The sequence below is a fragment of the Nocardia sp. NPDC050793 genome (genome assembly GCF_040654065.1).
Lineage (GTDB): Bacteria > Actinomycetota > Actinomycetes > Mycobacteriales > Mycobacteriaceae > Nocardia.
In genome coordinates this window covers 61728-78925 of record NZ_JBFAHG010000003.1, presented here as the reverse complement: position 1 = coordinate 78925, position 17198 = coordinate 61728, and the positions used below count along the sequence as shown (strand labels likewise).

Below are 17198 nucleotides of genomic sequence, written 5' to 3'. Positions count from 1 at the left end.
GGTGCCCGGAACGCACTCAGCCGGTGGCGAGCGCACGGTCGGCGAGTGCGGCGATGACCGGTCCGAGTGTTCTGGCGTAGCCGACGGTGAGGTGATTGTCGTCGCGGTACACCAGGTTGTCGCCGATGACGAGGGGGCAGCGGGCGGCGGTGCAGAACAGCGAGGTCAGATCGGCGTACTGGCCGCCACCGGCGGTGGTCGCCGCTTGCTCGGCCGCGATACCCGCGTCGTCGACCGCGTCCGCCCGGGTAGGCGTGCAGGCCGCCGCATCATCGATGTGTTCGGACAGACACGCGGGCACGGTGGTGTGCGGATCGGGGATCGACCCGAGAACGAGGACCGCCGCGCCGGTCGCTCGCAGCCGGCCGACCAGGCGGTTCAGGCTGTCGACCCAGGCTTGGTCGTACGAGACGAAGCCGAAGTCGGCGCCGTAGCGCCGGGACATGCTCAGCACGATCAGCCGGGGACGTTCGGCTTGTAGCCGGGTCAGGATCTGGCCGCGCCACTGCTCGCATTCGGTGTACTCCCGGCCCAGATAAGGGCTGCTGATGGGCAGGTCGAGCAACGGACAGGTGACCTTCGCCATGGTTTCCAGCCGCCAGTGCCGTGCCGCGGCGATCGGCTCGAACGCCGGATGCCACATCGCCGCATGGGAATCGCCGACCAGCGCCACGGTCGTGGCTGCGTCCGGATGGCCGGAGGCGCACTCGGCCTGTCCAAGGTCACGCCACGATCGCACGCAGCCGTCGAGGAACACGCTTGCCTTGTCTCCGGGTGCGTCGGCGAGCGAGGGGGTGAGATTCGAAGGGACAGCATGGATCTCGGCCGATGCGGTGACTGCGGCCTTGGCGTCTGCCATCAGCTGCCGGACCGCAGCGTCGCCCGGGTCCGCGCCGGGAACGGCCGGTGCGGCGGGCGTGACGAGCGTGAGGGCCTGGGCTGCCGCGCCACGGCCGACCGGGGCGGGAACGAGCACGAGCAGCGTCAGTGCCACACCACCGGCGACCGCCGTGACCGCGCCGCCACAGGCGAGGCTGTGTGCCGCCGACCTTCGCAGCGGGGCGGCGAAGCGGACCGGATTCTCGACCAGCCACAACGTGAGCATGGCGAGTCCGCCCGCCATCATGACCGCGCCCATCGAGCCACCCGGTCCGAGCTGGTGCCCGAGCACGCGCGGCGCCAGCAGCAATACTGGCCAGTGCCACAGATACCAGGAGTACGACACCCGGCCGATCGCCCGCATGCCACGCAGCGCCAGTCCGCGGCCGACCCCGAATCGTGTTTCGACGCAACCGGATACGATCACCAGGGCGGTACCGAGAACGGGCAGCAGAGCCGCGGTGCCCGGAAACGGTGTCTTCCCGTTCAGCTGGGAACACGCCGCGACGATGAGGACCAGCCCGATCCATCCGGCAAGGGCCGCGACCGATTTCGGCAACCGGGACCAGGCGCAGGCCGACAGCGCGATCATGCCGCCGACGCCCAGCTCCCGGGCTCGCGTCGGCAGCGAGAAGTAAGCCAACGGCGGCAGCGTGCGGGTCAGCGTCAGCGAGATCGCGAAGGAGAGCGCGGCGACAACCGCGAGAACGATCAGGTACGGGAACCGCGCGGCCGATCCGATCCGGCTCCGCCGCGCGAACCAGGCCGTGCCAGCGATCAGCACGGGCCACAACAGATAGAACTGTTCCTCCACACCGAGCGACCAGAAGTGCTGAAACGGCGACGGAAGCGTGTCGACAGCAAGGTAGTCGGTGCCGCGCAGCACGAGCCGATAGTTCCCGGCGTAGAAGGCGGCGGCGATGCCATCGCCGAGGACCTGGCGAGCCTGTAGCGGCGGCAGCAGTACGGCCGCGCCGATCGCGGTGGCCACCAGCACGACACCCGCCGCGGGCAGCAAACGGCGGGCCCGCGCGCCGTAGAACCGGATCAGCCCGACAGTGCCGGTGGCGGCCGCATCGCGGAAAAGTATTCCGGTGACGAGAAATCCGGAAATGACGAAAAAGACATCGACACCAACGAATCCGCCCCCGACCCCGGGCAGGTTCGCATGAAAAAGCACAACTGCCAGTACGGCGACCGCCCGCAACCCCTCGATGTCGGGTCGAAATCCGCCGCGCGGTGTCGCGCCATCTACGCGATCGTCCTGCCGATCTGTCAATCCGCCGGTCGCCGCCACCGTCATGGGCGCATTGTTCTCGATCTTGTTGGCTATGTCACGGCAACTCACCGATTACGGGTTTCCCGGCCTATATTCCGAGCCAATGGACAGATCTAATACGGGATCGGAATTTTCACTGTGCGTGGATAGCGGCACCGCGGGTAATCGGAAGCTCCGAATATCTCGTCCCTGCAAATGAGAAACCGGCGCGCCGTGCGTCTCTGCCTCGTCGGTGATGCCAACCGGCTGCCGGAAATCATTGCCTGGCAGTACGACCTGGATCGCCGCAACGCCGCGGCGGCCGTCGCCATCTCCGCGACCTATTTCCGGGCGGTCGCCACCCCGGGACCCGTCAACCGCTTCGCAGGCGACGAGCGCACTCGACTGGCATAGACCACCCGGGGACCCTGGCCGACGATTACGGCCCGATGCCGGTTCCGCGCGCGCTCGATTTGGTAGATTTCGCTACCGAACGAACATTCGACCAGGAGGTTCGCGATGTTCTGGAACGCTTCTCAAATCCCCGATCAGCGCGGCCGGACGGCGGTGGTGACCGGGGCAAACGGCGGGCTCGGGCTGGAAACGGCGCGGCAACTGGCGGCGAAGGGCGCCCACGTCGTGATGGCGGTACGCAATCAGGACAAAGCCGCGGCCGCGGTCGAGACCATCCGCGCGACCGCGCCCGACGCCTCACTCGAGCTGGTGGCGCTCGATCTCTCCGCGCAGGCATCCGTGCGCGCGGCCGGCGAGAAGATCCTCGGCTCACATGAGCGCATCGACCTGCTGATCAACAACGCCGGCGTGATGGCGACCGGCGAGGCGAAGACCGTCGATGGTTTCGAAATGCAGTTCGGCGTGGACCATTTGGGACATTGGACCCTGACCGCGCTACTGCTGCCCGCGCTGCTGCGCACTCCCCGAGCCCGCGTCGTGACCGTGACGAGCACAGCGCATCACATGGGCCGCGCCGTCGACCCGGCAAATCCACATCTCGAGGGTCGCTACGGGCCGTGGCGCGCGTACGGCCAGGCCAAGCTCGCCAACTTTCACTTCGGCCTGGGATTGCAGCGTGCGTTCGAGCGGGCAGGCGTGGGCGCGGCGAGTCTGATCGCGCATCCGGGCTTGTCGAACACCAACCTGCAAGCGGTCAGCGTCCGGGAATCCGGCGGTGGCCTGACACAGCGGTTCAGCCAGTGGGCCGCTGTGCACACCGGCATGTCCGCGCCCGACGGTGCGCTGCCGCAGCTGCGTGCGGCGACGGACCCGACCGCGAACGGTGGCGAGTTCTACGGTCCGATGTTCGTCAACAATGGGCCGCCGGTGCGCAAACCGATCTTCCGCAAAATTGGAATGAACAGCGCCATCGCCAAACTGTGGGAAGTCTCCGAGCGGGAGACCGGCGTGCCGATCGACGTGCCCACCGCGGCGAGCGGTTGACGGCGGTGCTGCCGAGTGGGTTTCGGCGCGGAGAAATCCGTACGACGTCGTAACACAAGGCACCGCTTGGCCACAGCATTTTGCCCTCACCGAATCGACGACGCGCAAGGGTCACAAGCCAAGGAACGACACAAAGTTCGCGTCAAATGCCCCCTCCGCGCCGATTACCCGATAAGGTCGAAGCGGCCCGAGAACGTGGCGGCGTTCCCGCGGCTGACGGGGAAGTGGTCCGTCCTCCCGCATCGACCTTCGGGAGGACGGACCCTTATCCAAGACTTCGGATCCGAGAGTTCAGCGCCTAGGACGCGGCTTTCTGATAAGCGGCCACGACATCGGCGGGCACGCGCCCGCGCCGGGGAACGTCGAAACCGTTCGCCCTGGCCCACTCCCGCACCACGCCGGGACGAGGACCGTCCCCGGCAGCGGTCTCGACACTTCTGCTGCGCCGACCCGCTCTACCCACTCGCCTGCCATGAAGAACCCATTGCGCGAACAACTCTCGCAACCGGGCGGCGTTCTCCTGCGATAGGTCGATCTCGTACTCGACACCATCCACCGCGAACGACACCGTCTCCGCCGCCTGCGAATGACCGTCGAAATCGTCGACGACCGTGACAACAACCTTGCGCGCCATACCAGATACCCCACTCCCAATTCGAAAACCCACCGACACCTGCGCGATAACCGGACGCGCAGAGACTCGACACCAATCTATGAACTCGCCGGTCGAGATTCAGCATGTTACGCCCACCCCGCCACCGACCACACATCGCCGATGTTCGGCGAACAGGCGAGGCCCTACCCCACCGGTATGTCATTCGTTTCGGGTGAGGCGTGCCGCCCGGTGCGGCGACATCACCCCGGCCTGACCTCCTCGCGCCGATCAGTGTTGGAAGCCGGTCGCCTGGGTGGTTTCGTCCGCGACCCGGACGCCATAGTGATAGGCGAGCTGGCCGCCGAGGTAGCCGGAGACGCCAAGCACGGCCAGGGCGACGATCGACAGCACCAGCTGGCCCCATGACACCGCGCCCTGCGGCCCGCCGCCGGAACTGCGCCAGAAGAAGCCGACGACGAAGGCGGTGGTCACCGCCAGATTCAGGCTCATGTGCACCAAACCGATGCGAAACGCCGTGGTGCCGGTCGGTAGCGCGAGCAAGTCCAGCAGACCGATCACGGCCGCCACCAGCGCGCCGAGCACTCCGATCGCGACGAGCCACATCGCGCCGCGGGCGAGGAACTGCGGGTCGTCCACTATCCGCGAGCCGATATCGAACACCACGCTCGCCACCCACGCCCCGATCGGCACGGTCACCAGGATCGGGTGGAACGGATGTCCATACGGACCGGACACCATGGAGATGACCGGTCGTTTCGCCTTCTGCATCTCACTGGTCATAGCAACCCCTCGGTGTTGTTTTCGAGGAAGGACCGGGACAGTCGTGGTAGCCGCCTCACTTATCAGACGCATACCCGAAACGATCAGAACTACCGGTCGGAATCGGGCGGTCGGCCGCTCGCGCACTTCACCCGGAACAGGTGAGGATTCGCGCGTACTCGCGGGGCGACAATCGGCGGATCCGGTCCGATGACGACGAGGAGTCCCACCATGACGAACCCATCGGGTACCCCGAGTCCCCCGCCCGCGGAGCCTTTCCAGCGGCAGAGCGTCGCCACGGGGATCTCGATCACCGCGGCGATCATGCTGCTCGTGCTCGCCGCCGTCTCCGTGCTCGAAGGAGTCTCGGCCATCGCCAAGGACGAGATCTACGTCGCGGGCGTCGACTACGTCTACCGGTTCGACTCGACCACCTGGGGTTGGGTCCATCTGATCCTCGGCATCGTCGGCTTGATCTGCGCCCTCGGCCTACTGTTCGGCACGACATGGGGCCGCTACGCCGCGGTGGCCGTCGCCGTACTGGTGATCATCGCGAACTTCCTGTCGCTGCCCTATTACCCGTGGTGGTCACTGCTCCTCATCGCGCTGAGCGTGGTCGTCATCTGGGCCGTGACCGCCTGGCAGCCGCAGCTCTGAACGGCCTCGGACGCCGCCAGGGTCGGAGGAGAATCGTGGGCGGTAGATCCCCTCAGCGGACGGTGGATCCTTTGCACGCACGCGACGGCTGAGGCCGGCCGATGTCTTGGACCGACGTTCTCGGCCGGTTGCCCGGTATCGCGACCGCCCTGCGGTACCGGCGGGACTGGCTGCGCACGGACATCACCGCCGGACTCGTCTTGACCGCGCTGCTGATCCCCGCGGGCATGGGATACGCCGAGGCCGCCGGCCTGCCCGCCTACGCCGGTCTCTACGCAACGATCGTCCCGCTGCTGGCCTACGCGGCGGTGGGTCCGTCCCGGATCCTGGTTCTCGGCCCGGATTCCTCGCTCGCCCCGCTCATCGCCGCCGCCGTCCTGCCGCTGGCCGTGGCGGGCGATCAGGACGACGCGCTCGCCTTGGCCGGGGTCCTGGCCGTTCTCGTCGGCCTCATTCTGCTGATCGGCGGATTCCTGCGGCTGGGATTCGTGACCGAATTGCTGTCCAAGCCCATCCGGCTCGGATATCTCAACGCGATCGCGCTCATCGTCGTCGTGGGACAGCTGCCCAAACTGCTTGGATTCTCCGTCGACGCCACCGGTGTGCTGGCCGAGATCGCCGAGACGGCAAGGTCGGTGTTCGACGGCAAGGTCGACCCGGTGGCGGCGAGTATCGGCGTCGGCGCCATCGCGATCATCGTCGCGTTCCGGATGTGGTTCCCCGTCGTCCCGGGCGTGCTGGTCGCCGTGGTCGCGGCCGTCGCATTGTGCGCCGCCGCCGAACTCACCGACGACATCCCCATGGTGGGCGCCCTTCCCGAGGGGTTACCGCTGCCCTCGATCGGCGGCGTCGACTGGCACGACGTCGCGCGCCTGATCGGGCCTGCCGCCGGAATCGCGCTCATCGCGTTCGCCGACACCGGTGTGCTGTCACGGACCTTCGCCTCCCGCCACGGCGAAGACGTGAACGGAAGCACCGAGATGAAGGCAATCGGCGCGGCGAATATCGCGGGCGGGCTGTTCGGCGGCTTTCCGGTGTCGGCGAGCGGATCTCGCACCCCCGTCGCCGAACAGAGCGGAGCCCACACCCAGTTGGCCGGTGTCGTCGGCGCGCTCGCGGTCTTGGTGTTCGTCCTCGTCGCCCCCGGCCTCACCGCGTATCTGCCCGACGCGGCGCTCGCGGCCGTGGTCATCGTCGCGGCCACCGCGCTCATCGATGTGGGCGGCATGGTCCGTATGTGGCATATGAGCGCCGTGGAATTCTGGCTCGCCGTCGCGGCCTTCCTCGGCGTCGTGTTCGCCGGTGTGCTGCAAGGGATTCTGGTCGCCATCGGATTGTCGTTCGTCGCCGTGGTCGCGCGCGCGTGGCAGCCCTACCGCACCGAACTGGTGCGCACGACCGACCGCCCCGGCTATCACGACATCGAACGCCACCCCGACGGACACCGGATCCCGGGCTTGGTCCTGGTCCGGTTCGACGCCCCCCTGTTCTTCGCCAACGGCGAGATCTTCGACGAATACGTCCGCCGGGTGGTGGCAAGGGCTCCGACCCCGGTCGAGTGGGTGGTCGTCGCGGCGGAACCGATCACTGGCCTCGACACCACCGCCGTGGACGAACTCGTCGACCTGGACAACTACCTGGCAGGCAAAGGGATTCGGCTGGCCTTCGCGGAGATGAAGGGGCCGGTCAAGGATCGGCTGATCCGATTCGGCATGGGCGACCGATTCGACCCGGCCCACTTCTACCCCACCGTCGAGGCCGCGGTCGCGGACTTCCTGGAACGCCCCGACCGCCGCCGCGACCACTCACAGGAATGAGGCGACCGTGAACGAGGACGAATACGGCAAAGACGCGTTCGTGCGACGGTGGTCCGCGCGAGCAGCGTTCGTTTCGGTGGGCTGCGCGGTGCTCGTCCCGGTGCTGTTCGCCGGACTGCTCGGGACCGCGGGACTGGTGATGGTCGGCATCGGCGGCGCGGTGGTGACGGTCGCGGCGCTCTACTGGTTCCTGTCCCAGCGCGGGGTGCTGCGAGCGGCCGCGGCGGTCGTGGCGGTGGCGGCGCCGATCGCCGTGTTCGTCATGTTCGTTCGCGCCGAACTGCTGTGGGTGGTGCTGCTGTCGTGCGGTCTGGCGGCGCTGGCGCTGATCTGCGCGCGTATCGCACTGCGCGAGGACGACCGCGACACGCGGATGCCCGAATATCCGGCCTCGCCGCCGAGCCGGCCGTTCCTGATCATGAATCCGCATTCCGGCGGCGGCAAGGTCGCGCGATTCGACCTGCGGCGCAGGGCCGAGGAACTCGGCGCGGAGGTTCTGCTGCTCGAAGGGCCGGAGCCCGTGGACGTCGTCGGGGCGGCCCGCGACGCCGTCTCACGCGGCGCGGATCTGCTCGGCGTTGCGGGCGGTGACGGAACGCAGGCGCTGGTCGCGGGGGTCGCCGCCGAATCCGGCGTGCCATTCCTGGTGATCAGCGCGGGCACACGCAACCACTTCGCCATGGATCTCGGTCTGGATCGCGCCGATCCCGGCGCCTCGCTCGACGCGCTCACCGACGGCGTCGACTTGCGGGTGGACCTGGGCGCCATCAACGGCCGCCCGTTCGTCAACAACGCCTCGTTCGGCGTCTATGCCGAACTCGTGCGCAGTCCCGCCTACCGCGACGACAAGACCGCGACCACACTTCAGACGCTCCCGGATCTCCTTGCCGGACAAACGGGTTCGCGGCTGGTCGCCCATATCGGTGACACCGTCGTCGACGGGCCGCAGGCCGTCCTGGTCAGCAACAATCCCTACGGGAGCGGGGATCTCGCCGGACTGAGCCGCCGCGCCCGGATCGACCGTGGCGTGCTCGGGGTGGTCGCACTCTCGGTCGCCAGCACCCGCCAGGCCCTCGATCTGCTGCGCGTCGGCCGATTTCGTCAACTCGTCCAGCAGACCACCCGCGAGGTGGTCGTCGACGCCGACACCGCCACCATCCCCGTCGGAGTCGACGGGGAATCACTGCTGCTCACCACGCCGGTCCGGTGCACGATCACGCCGGGCGCGCTGCGCGTGCGGGTGCCGAGAACGCGGCCGGGCATTCCCGCGCCCACCCCAGCGGTGGACTGGATTCGCTTGCGGGAGAGGGCCCGTGGCTTCCGGCGCGCAGCCGAATCCCGCTCCGGGACCTGATGACCGGGTCGTGTGCCATCGCGGACCGGCCACACGGCCGGTGCGCGGTCGATTCGTTCGAGGTTCACCGACGCTGCCGGTTTCAACTGCCGTGGGATGCGGACGTCGGGATCTCGGGAGCAGGCACGGCCCGGGTGGTCGTTACAGGCCGGATCGGCCACGAGACCGCCCACGCGCGCAGCCATCGCCCTACAGCGAGACCGATGTCGAGACGTTCAGGCGCCGAAGAACCAGCGCCTGCGGGGCGGCGGTTGGACCTCGCAGGAGCATCGCTGCGCCTTCGGCACGTCGCCGAGCACCTCCTCGACGTGATTTCCGCAGCCGAGGTAGCCGGGCTTGCCGCACTTACGGCAGACGATTCGCTGGCACACTGTGTTTGCTCCTCAGGTGGATCGGGGCTTCATCAGCCGGGTTGTCAGGATAGGTCCGCGATACGCCAGGTCCGGTATCCGCCGTCCAGGTTGACCGCGTCCCAGCCGAGCTGCGTCAGCAACCGCGTTGCGCTGTCGCCTCGGTGCCCGACTCGGCCGAAGACCAGAACCGGACCGGCCGGGATCTCCGACGCGCGGGCGCGCAGTTGTCCGAAGCTCGCGCTGACCATCCTCGTGACAGCGCCGACGCGACGCGCACCAGGCGGCGACCGCAGCGGTTCGATCGGCCCGCCCACATGACGCCGCGAGTACTCGATATGCGTAATTGCATTTCGAGTAAGCGCCTGCGAGTGATTCGATGTGAGTGCTACGGTCGTGATCATGCTGGAACCGATCGGAGGATTGCCGGACGGCGTCATCGGGTTCGAAGCAACGGGACGGCTCGAGGCATCCGACTACGAACGAGTACTGATGCCCGCCATCCGCGAAGTCTGGGGTCGCGGTGACGAGATCCGAATTGTCTTGGTGTTCGAGCGATTCGACGGCATGACACCCGAAGCGGCGTGGGAGGATCTGAAGCTCGGAGTCGAGCACCTGACGCGCTGGAAGCGGATCGCGCTGGTCACCGACCTCGACTGGATGATCACCGTCACCTCGCTGTTCGGCTGGATGACACCGGGAGAATTCAAACGCTTCCCCGTCGCGAACAGAAGCGAAGCAATCGCCTGGGCGGCAGCGGCCGACCGTTGAGGCCCGGACTACCGGTAGCGTTCAGGCATTCGGTAGCACAGGAAAAGTGCGGTTCCGAGTCCTACGGAGCAGTGAAATCGCCACTGTAGCAGTGGTTTACGAAGCGCGTTCGATACATCCAATGTCGCTGACAGACGTAACGACCCTGCGGAGGAGGACAGCATGAGGATTACCCAGATTCCCGGGCCCGTCGAAGAGGTCATCCGGCGGATGCGCGCCATCAAGGACGAACTCGATCCGCGCGACGGAGTCGCGAGCTTCAACAACATGTACCTGCGCGTCACCGAATTGGTGGGGCAGCAGATCACCGAAGGATTCTTCGCGGACGCCGCATTCGTCGAACGCCTCGATGTGATCTTCGCGCGGCTGTATTTCGACGCGGTAGACGCCGCCAAGCGCGGCAAGCGGCCCAACCCGGTCTGGCGGCCGGTCTTCGATGCCCGCGCCAACCGCACCGTGTGGCCGTTGCAGTTCGCGCTGGCGGGCATGAACGCCCATATCAACCACGATTTGGCGACCGCGGTGGTCGAGACGTGCAAGGAGCGCGGCACCACGCCGGACACCAAGCCGGTGCACGCCGACTATCTCAAGGTCAACGAGCTGCTGGCCAAGATCGAGGCCGAGGTCAGGGCGGAATACGAGCCCGCGTTGCTGAAGCTGACCACCAAGGACGCCGAGGCGCTCAAGCACATTCTGACCAGCTTCAGCATCGCTCGCGCCAGGGACACCGCGTGGACCACCACGCAGATTCTCTGGCAGCAGCGCAACAACCCGGTGCTGCTCGGGATGACCAAGCGAACCCTGGAGGAAACCGTCGGCACCGCGGGCCGGATGCTCGTCACACCGGTCGTTCCGCCGCCGAAGTAACCAGGCAACGACTCGGCCGAACCGCCGCGCGGCGGTTCGGCCGAGTCGTCCAACGATTACGCCTCCACCGGCGGCCGGTAGGTGACCTCCCGCGCGGCGGCTTCGTCGATCTGCTCGGGGGTCAGCAGCGTCACGGTGTGCGAGAGCGCCGCACCGGAGGCCGCGGTGCGGATGGCGAGCGCCGCGGCCGAAACCTCGTCCGGGACATCACCGATCACGAACAGGTCGTCGTCGCCGAAAGCGAAGTAGCAGACGTCCACGTGACCGCCCACGCTTTCGACCATTTCCTTGATAGCTGCCCGGCGGGCGCTGCCGCCCTGCGCCAGCAGACCGCGAGCCCCCTCCTCGGAGTAGCCGACTCGCCACAGATACTTGGGCATTTCCTAACTCCTCCTTCTCGCAGAACACTCTTGGCAGGACCGACCTTACGGTCTCGGCCGCCACCGGGCGGCGCCGCGGAAGCACCGTCGCGGCAATGATGCGGCACCGTGACCAGTCGGGATACTGCGACGTCATCGATGGCGCCCGCAGCCCGGCCGAGGCCACGCGTCCCGCCGCAGTGAAATTAGCGGGTTTCGCTGTGTCCAAGTGTTTGCTACCGTGCTGACACGAAGCCGGGTGGGATGCTCGGCGCACCTCGGCGCGGCATCCTACGATTGTTCGATATCGACGAGACGTCCCTGGCAGACGGGCGTTGACGCGCACCGGAGCGGGTCGGCGACGGCGGTGACGTCGGATTACCACGAGCCCCGCCGGATGCGGTTGCCGAGAGTGTACGCATCCGCGATGAGCGCCGGATATCATCGGTGAACGGATGTGCGCGTAGGCGATGCGAGGCGGGCCGATGCCAACGGTGGATCGTCCGGCCCCGGCGCAGACGGGCGCCGCCTGGTCGGTCAACGAAGCGGGGGGTAGCACACTCGGAGGAGGGTTCACCATGTTGGATTCGTTCTGGGACCTGTTGTGGTACACGATCATCGTGTTCGCCTTCGTGGCGTACCTGATCGTCCTGTTCCAGATCTTGCTCGACCTGTTCCGTGACCACACGGTCTCGGGCCTCGGCAAGACCCTGTGGGTGATCGCGCTGATACTGGTGCCTTACCTCAGTGCGTTCGTCTACCTGATCGTCCGGGGCCGCGGCATGGCCGAGCGGGCGCGGCAGATGCAACTCGAGGCCAAGCAGAGCACCGACGAGTACATCCGGCAGGTGGCGGGCAAGTCTCCCACCGAGCAGATCACCGAAGCGAAGTCGCTGCTGGACTCCGGTGTGATCACCGCGGCGGAATTCGAACAGCTCAAGGGTCGGGCACTGGGACAGACACCCTCCGCGTAAAGCGGTGACGGCGAACGCCGCCCCGGTGCGCTTCGGTATTGCCACGCGACACCGCCCTGGGAGCCCGGATCAGGTGCGATTCGGCTCCCGGGCGGTCACGGCCCAGATCAGCGCCGCGTCGAGTGCGATCACCACTGTCGACCGAATCTCGCCGCGGCTCGGCTGGACGCCGCTGACCGCTCCCGCATGAAGCATCCGCAATTCGTCTTGGGCGTCAACAGGTTTCGAGCGAGCAGGAAGAAGGCCCTCCGCATCTCGTTTCCGCTATGGCCAATTGCACGGGAGTGAAGGAGCGCTCGTGAACAAGTACCCACCGATTGCCGAGCACGGCATCGTCGGCGACCTGCAAACCACGGCCCTGGTGTCGTCGGCGGGCACGATCGACTGGTGGTGCACGCCGAGGTTCGATTCGCCGAGCATCTTCGCTTCCCTGCTGGACAGCGAGCGCGGCGGCTTCTGCCGGCTGGCCGTGGATTCCACCGACGACGAAGTGTCGATCCGCCAGCTGTACATGCCGGACACGGCGATTCTCGTCACCCGGTTCCTTGGACCGGACGGGGTCGGCGAGGTCGGGGACTTCATGGATCCCATCCGGGGCACCACACCCACCGATCGGCATCGGCTGGTGCGAGTGGCCCGGGTGGTGCGCGGGAGTCTGTCCTTCACGCTGACCTGCAAGCCGCGATTCGACTACGGGCGCGCCGAGCACACCCTGGAGCAGATCGACGACCACGCGGTGGTCTTCCACGGCCCCGGCACGGACCTGCACCTGCGGACCATCGAACCGGTCACGCTGCGGGCCGAAAACGATGACGTCACAGCACATTTCACGCTCTCCCAAGGCGAGACCGCCGTCGTGGTGCTGACCAGCGCGGCGAGCGAGAGCCCCGCGCCCGAGCATCCGAGTCGCGACAACATCCTCGCCGACTTCGAGCGGTGCCGGGACTACTGGCAGTCCTGGCTGCGTTCGTCCACCTACCAGGGACGCTGGCGGGACATGGTCAACCGCTCCGCGATCACGTTGAAGCTGCTCACCTATGCGCCGACGGGCGCGCCGATCGCCGCGGCCACCATGGGACTGCCGGAGCAGGTGGGCGGCGAGCGCAACTGGGACTACCGCTACACGTGGATCCGGGACGCCTCCCTGTCGGTACGCGCGCTGATCGACCTCGGTTTCACCGAGGAGGCCTACGCATTCCGGCGGTGGCTGCGTGACCGTCTCGACGCGGGCGGCACCGCCTCGGGTGAGCCGCTGCAGATCATGTACCGGATCGACGGCGACCCGCTGCTGGAGGAGGAGGTGCTCACGCACCTGGAGGGCTACCGCGGTTCCGCGCCGGTCCGGGTCGGCAACGCGGCGGCGGACCAGATCCAGCTCGATATCTACGGCGAGGCCGCCGACGCGCTGGCGCAGGCTCGCGACATCGGCGGCATCGAGGGGTGGCGCGCGTTCGCGAAACTGACCGACTGGCTGGCCGGCAACTGGGACCGGTCGGACGAGGGCATCTGGGAAACTCGCGGCGGCAGACAGGAGTTCACCTACAGCAGGCTGATGACCTGGGTGGCGTTCGATCGCGGTATTCGCATGGCCACCAAGTACTCGCGGCCCGCGGACGTGGCGCGGTGGACGCGCGCGCGTGACGAAGTGTTCACCCAGATCGTCGAGCGCGGCTGGAGCGTGAAGCGACAGGCGTTCGTGCAGCATTACGCCACCGACGTGCTGGACGCGTCGCTGCTGCTGATGCCCCGAATGGGTTTCCTGTCACCGCTGGACCCGGCGTGGCTGAGCACGCTGGACGCCATGGACGAGGAGCTGGTCAGCGACAGCCTGGTCTACCGGTACGACCCAGAGGCATCCCCGGACGGTCTGCGCGGGGTCGAGGGCACCTTCAACCTGTGCAGCTTCTTGTACGTGGAAGCGCTGGCCCGGGCGGGTCGTCTCACGCAGGCCCGCTACGCCTTCGACAAGATGCTCACCTATGCCAATCACGTGGGACTGTTCGCCGAGGAGATCGGCCCCTCCGGTGAGCAGCTGGGCAACTTCCCGCAGGCGTTCACCCACCTGGCTCTGGTCGCGGCTGCCATGGCCCTCGACGAGCAACTCGACCGCGCCGAGGCGCGGCCGGAATCCTCCGGATAGATCGATGGGCCGATGACCGACACAGGCGTCTCCAGCCCACCGCGCGCGGTGCTCGTTCCGCTGGCACTCGCGCAGTTCATCTGCAGCTTCGCCGGTTCGAATATGAACGTGATGATCAACGACATCAGCCGCGACCTGGACACCACCGTACAAGGCGTGCAGATCGTCATCACGACCTTCCTGTTGGTCATGGCGGCGCTGATGATCCCAGGCGGGAAGCTGACCGACCGATACGGGCGCAAACGCTGTTTCATCGCGGGCCTGGTCCTGTACGGCATCGGCGCCGTGCTGAGCGCGCTCGCGCCCGGACTCGGTGTGCTGATCCTGGGCAACTCGATACTGGAGGGCGTCGGCACGGCGATGCTGATCCCGCCGGTCTACATCCTGACCACCCTGTTCTTCACCGAAACGACTTCCCGCGCACGGGCATTCGGCGTGATCATGGCCATGGGTGGTATCGGCGCCGCCGCCGGACCCTTGCTCGGCGGACTCATCACCTCGGGCCTCGGCTGGCGCGCGGCGTTCGGTTTCCAAGCGCTGGTGGTCGCGGTGATCGTGTTGCTCAGCCTGCGCGTCGTCGACCCACTCCCCGCCGATCCGACGAAGTCGTTCGACATTCCCGGCTCGGCGCTCTCGGCGATCGGGCTGGTACTGCTCGTGATGGGAATCCTGGCCGCCGACGACGATGTTCGGCTGATGATCGCGCTGCTCGCGGCGGGCGCGGCGATGCTGGCGTGGTTCTTCCTGTGGATTCGCGCGCGGGAGCGGGCCGGTGACGAGCCGCTGATCTCGACGAGCCTGTTCCGTAACCGCACCTCGAACCTCGGCCTGGTCACCCAGAACCTGCAATGGCTGCTGCTGATGGGAACGTCGTTCGTCGTCGCGGCGTATCTGCAAGTTGTGCGGGGCTACAACGCGATCGAGACCGGCGTGATCTTCACCGCGGCCACCCTCGGGCTGCTGGTGTCGTCGCTGGCCGCCGCGCGCCTGGCCCGCAGGCGCGCCCAGCGCACGCTGATCATGGCGGGTTTTCTCGTCACCGTCGTCGGCATCGTCGTGCTGATCGTCATGACCGGACGCTCCGAGAATCTCTGGGCTTTCGTCCCGGGATTGCTGCTGATCGGCGTGGGGCTCGGCGTGATGCTCACCCCGGCGGTCAATATCGTTCAGTCCGCCTTCGGCGAGGAACAGCAGGGTGAGATCTCCGGTCTGTCGCGCTGCGTGTCGAATCTCGGCTCCTCGATGGGCACCGCCATCGCGGGCACCATCCTGGCCGCAGGACTGACCGGTCACGCCTACGCCGCCGCGATGATCACACTGGCCGCGCTCGGCGGCGCCGGACTGATCGCCGCGGCATTTCTGCCCGGACAATCCGGCCGAATCCAGGCCACCTGATCCGATGGGCGTCGACACGCACGCGCTGTTGCACGGTCCGCTGTTCTCCCGCAGCAGACCGTTGGATCGCGACAATGCGGCGAGCCGCATCAGCGCCTACATCTACGGCAATGTGCTGGTGCTGGCGGCGCTGGTGCCGTTCGTCGCGGCGGACAAGCACGTCGGCATCCTGGTCGTCCTCGGCACCGCCCTGTCGACGTTCGTCGCTCACTCCTTCGCCGAAGCAGTCGGACATACTGTGCGGCAACGAAGTCCGCTGACTTGGTCGGAACAGGTGCGCGAATTGCGCAATTCCATCCCCATTCTGAGCTCCGCTGTGCTGCCGTGCGCGATCCTCGCCACCGGGTGGCTGGGATGGCTGGAGCCGAGGACCGCGCAGATCCTCGCCGAACTCGCCATGCTGGTCCGCATCGGAGGCATCGTCTTCGTCATCGCACGGCTGAAAGGCGAGCGCCCGACGCGGGAGTCCGTGTACGGCGCCGTCCTGCTGACCGCGGTCGCCGCGACCGTCGTGATCGTCAAGGTGGTGCTCACCCACTGAGTCGGGTGGCCGCCGGTCGACGGAATGCGATTTTCGTTCCGAGTCTTCCACCAGTCTGCTTGAATCGATATATGTGCAGGTGGATGGCTTACTCGGGGAAACCGATCCTGGCCGAGGACCTGCTGTTCCGGCCGGTGCATTCGCTGATCGACCAGAGCATGCACTCGCGGCTCGGCGCGACGACGACGAACGGTGACGGCTTCGGGATCGGCTGGTACGGCGAAGGTTCACGACCGGCGGTGTTCAAGAACATCGAACCCGCGTGGAACGATCAGAACCTGCGCGAGATCGCGGGCGCCGTGCGGACTCCGCTGTTCTTCGCGCACGTGCGCGCGTCGACCGGGACCGCCGTCCAGCGCAGCAACTGCCACCCCTTCCGGCACGACGGGTGGCTGTGGATGCACAACGGGGCGCTCAACGGTTTCCGTGCGATGAAACGGGATCTGCTGACCGCGGTGGATCCGGCTCTGTTCACCGAGATCGAGGGGTCCACCGATTCCGAACTCCTGTTCTTCCTCGCGCTCACCTTCGGCCTCACCGACGATCCGTTCGGCGCGGTCGCCCGTGCCGCCGGTTTCGTCGAAGAGGTCGGCCGCGCGCACGACGTGACGCACCCGGTCCAGATGAGTGTCGCCACCACCGACGGCGAGTCGATGTGGTTCTTCCGGTACTCCAGCGAACAGCACACGCGGACACTGTTCTACTCGACGGATATAGCAAAACTGCGCGCGCTGCATCCGGAGGTCGAGTCGCTCGGTCTGCTCAGCGAGGAGGCGCGGTTCGTGGTCTCCGAGCCGCTGCGCGATCTCTCGGGGGCGTGGAACGAAGTCCCGGAATCCTCGGCCGGCGTCGTCCAGCCCGGCCACGACGAAATTCGCCCCTTCCAACCGATCTCGCCGTAACGGGCGTGTTCGTCGCACACCCGAGCGGTGGGACCCACCACCCGGCACTTCCTCCCGGCCGGGTAGGTCACCGCGATGTTGCGACAGGCTTGCGCGGTCGC

The 17198-nt window shown here is 67.2% G+C and carries 19 protein-coding genes; 12 read left to right on the top strand and 7 right to left on the bottom strand.

The window, feature by feature from the left end; all coding sequences use genetic code 11:
• Positions 1-16: 16 nt before the first annotated feature.
• Positions 17-2182: an acyltransferase family protein gene (locus tag AB0H50_RS10870; RefSeq protein ID WP_357449619.1), complete on the bottom strand. Its 2166-nt coding sequence runs from the start codon at positions 2180-2182 to the stop codon at positions 17-19.
• 171 nt (positions 2183-2353) lie between these two features.
• Here AB0H50_RS10870 and AB0H50_RS10865 point away from each other — a divergent pair, with 171 nt between their 5' ends.
• Positions 2354-2551 carry a hypothetical protein gene (locus AB0H50_RS10865; RefSeq protein ID WP_357449616.1) on the top strand — a complete coding sequence of 66 codons (198 nt, stop codon included), beginning with the start codon at positions 2354-2356 and terminating at the stop codon, positions 2549-2551.
• A 105-nt stretch (positions 2552-2656) separates the two neighbouring features.
• Positions 2657-3595, top strand: a complete 939-nt coding sequence (locus tag AB0H50_RS10860; RefSeq protein ID WP_357449613.1) for an oxidoreductase — start codon at positions 2657-2659, stop codon at positions 3593-3595.
• 298 nt (positions 3596-3893) lie between these two features.
• On the opposite strand, the gene AB0H50_RS10855 is transcribed toward AB0H50_RS10860, so the two are convergent.
• Positions 3894-4229, bottom strand: a complete 336-nt coding sequence (locus tag AB0H50_RS10855) for an Lsr2 family protein (RefSeq protein WP_357449610.1) — start codon at positions 4227-4229, stop codon at positions 3894-3896.
• A gap of 249 nt (positions 4230-4478) precedes the next feature.
• Positions 4479-4991, bottom strand: a complete 513-nt coding sequence (locus AB0H50_RS10850; RefSeq protein ID WP_357449607.1) for a DUF2231 domain-containing protein — start codon at positions 4989-4991, stop codon at positions 4479-4481.
• 210 nt (positions 4992-5201) lie between these two features.
• Here AB0H50_RS10850 and AB0H50_RS10845 point away from each other — a divergent pair, with 210 nt between their 5' ends.
• From AB0H50_RS10845 to AB0H50_RS10835, 3 genes are all read left to right on the top strand, one after another.
• Entirely contained in the window at positions 5202-5627 is a 426-nt protein-coding gene (locus AB0H50_RS10845; RefSeq protein WP_357449604.1) for an acetyltransferase, read from the top strand.
• 101 nt (positions 5628-5728) lie between these two features.
• Positions 5729-7444 (top strand): SulP family inorganic anion transporter, encoded by a 1716-nt coding sequence (locus tag AB0H50_RS10840; RefSeq protein WP_357449601.1) that lies wholly within the window; start codon positions 5729-5731, stop codon positions 7442-7444.
• Positions 7445-7484: 40 nt separating this feature from the next.
• Positions 7485-8798, top strand: coding sequence for a diacylglycerol kinase family protein (locus AB0H50_RS10835; protein ID WP_357451511.1), 1314 nt, complete (start codon positions 7485-7487; stop codon positions 8796-8798).
• Positions 8799-9013: 215 nt separating this feature from the next.
• On the opposite strand, the gene AB0H50_RS10830 is transcribed toward AB0H50_RS10835, so the two are convergent.
• Both AB0H50_RS10830 and AB0H50_RS10825 read right to left on the bottom strand, forming a co-directional pair.
• Positions 9014-9169: a hypothetical protein gene (locus AB0H50_RS10830; RefSeq protein ID WP_357449599.1), complete on the bottom strand. Its 156-nt coding sequence runs from the start codon at positions 9167-9169 to the stop codon at positions 9014-9016.
• Positions 9170-9213: 44 nt separating this feature from the next.
• Positions 9214-9552: a rhodanese-like domain-containing protein gene (locus tag AB0H50_RS10825; protein WP_357449596.1), complete on the bottom strand. Its 339-nt coding sequence runs from the start codon at positions 9550-9552 to the stop codon at positions 9214-9216.
• Between AB0H50_RS10825 and AB0H50_RS10820 the strand changes: the two genes are divergently transcribed.
• Positions 9551-9919: an STAS/SEC14 domain-containing protein gene (locus tag AB0H50_RS10820; protein WP_357449593.1), complete on the top strand. Its 369-nt coding sequence runs from the start codon at positions 9551-9553 to the stop codon at positions 9917-9919. The genes AB0H50_RS10825 and AB0H50_RS10820 overlap by 2 nt on opposite strands.
• A 162-nt stretch (positions 9920-10081) precedes the next feature.
• Entirely contained in the window at positions 10082-10786 is a 705-nt protein-coding gene (locus tag AB0H50_RS10815) for a DUF5995 family protein (RefSeq protein WP_357449591.1), read from the top strand.
• A gap of 56 nt (positions 10787-10842) precedes the next feature.
• Here the strand turns inward: AB0H50_RS10815 and AB0H50_RS10810 are convergent, their stop codons facing one another.
• Entirely contained in the window at positions 10843-11166 is a 324-nt protein-coding gene (locus AB0H50_RS10810; protein WP_357449588.1) for a GYD domain-containing protein, read from the bottom strand.
• A 560-nt stretch (positions 11167-11726) separates the two neighbouring features.
• Here AB0H50_RS10810 and AB0H50_RS10805 point away from each other — a divergent pair.
• A complete protein-coding gene (locus tag AB0H50_RS10805; protein ID WP_357451510.1) occupies positions 11727-12119 on the top strand; it encodes an SHOCT domain-containing protein in 393 nt (130 codons plus the stop codon).
• Between the two features lie 69 nt (positions 12120-12188).
• Here AB0H50_RS10805 and AB0H50_RS10800 read toward each other — a convergent pair whose 3' ends face one another.
• Positions 12189-12314, bottom strand: coding sequence for a hypothetical protein (locus AB0H50_RS10800; RefSeq protein WP_357449585.1), 126 nt, complete (start codon positions 12312-12314; stop codon positions 12189-12191).
• 103 nt (positions 12315-12417) lie between these two features.
• On the opposite strand from AB0H50_RS10800, the gene AB0H50_RS10795 reads away from it, so the two are divergent.
• From AB0H50_RS10795 to AB0H50_RS10780, 4 genes are all read left to right on the top strand, one after another.
• Positions 12418-14259, top strand: coding sequence for a glycoside hydrolase family 15 protein (locus AB0H50_RS10795; RefSeq protein WP_357449583.1), 1842 nt, complete (start codon positions 12418-12420; stop codon positions 14257-14259).
• A 12-nt stretch (positions 14260-14271) separates the two neighbouring features.
• Positions 14272-15654, top strand: coding sequence for an MFS transporter (locus tag AB0H50_RS10790; protein WP_357449581.1), 1383 nt, complete (start codon positions 14272-14274; stop codon positions 15652-15654).
• Between the two features lie 4 nt (positions 15655-15658).
• Positions 15659-16195 carry a hypothetical protein gene (locus AB0H50_RS10785; protein ID WP_357449578.1) on the top strand — a complete coding sequence of 179 codons (537 nt, stop codon included), beginning with the start codon at positions 15659-15661 and terminating at the stop codon, positions 16193-16195.
• A gap of 83 nt (positions 16196-16278) precedes the next feature.
• Complete coding sequence (locus AB0H50_RS10780) at positions 16279-17097, top strand: class II glutamine amidotransferase (protein ID WP_357449575.1); 819 nt, start codon at positions 16279-16281, stop codon at positions 17095-17097.
• Positions 17098-17198: the final 101 nt, after the last annotated feature.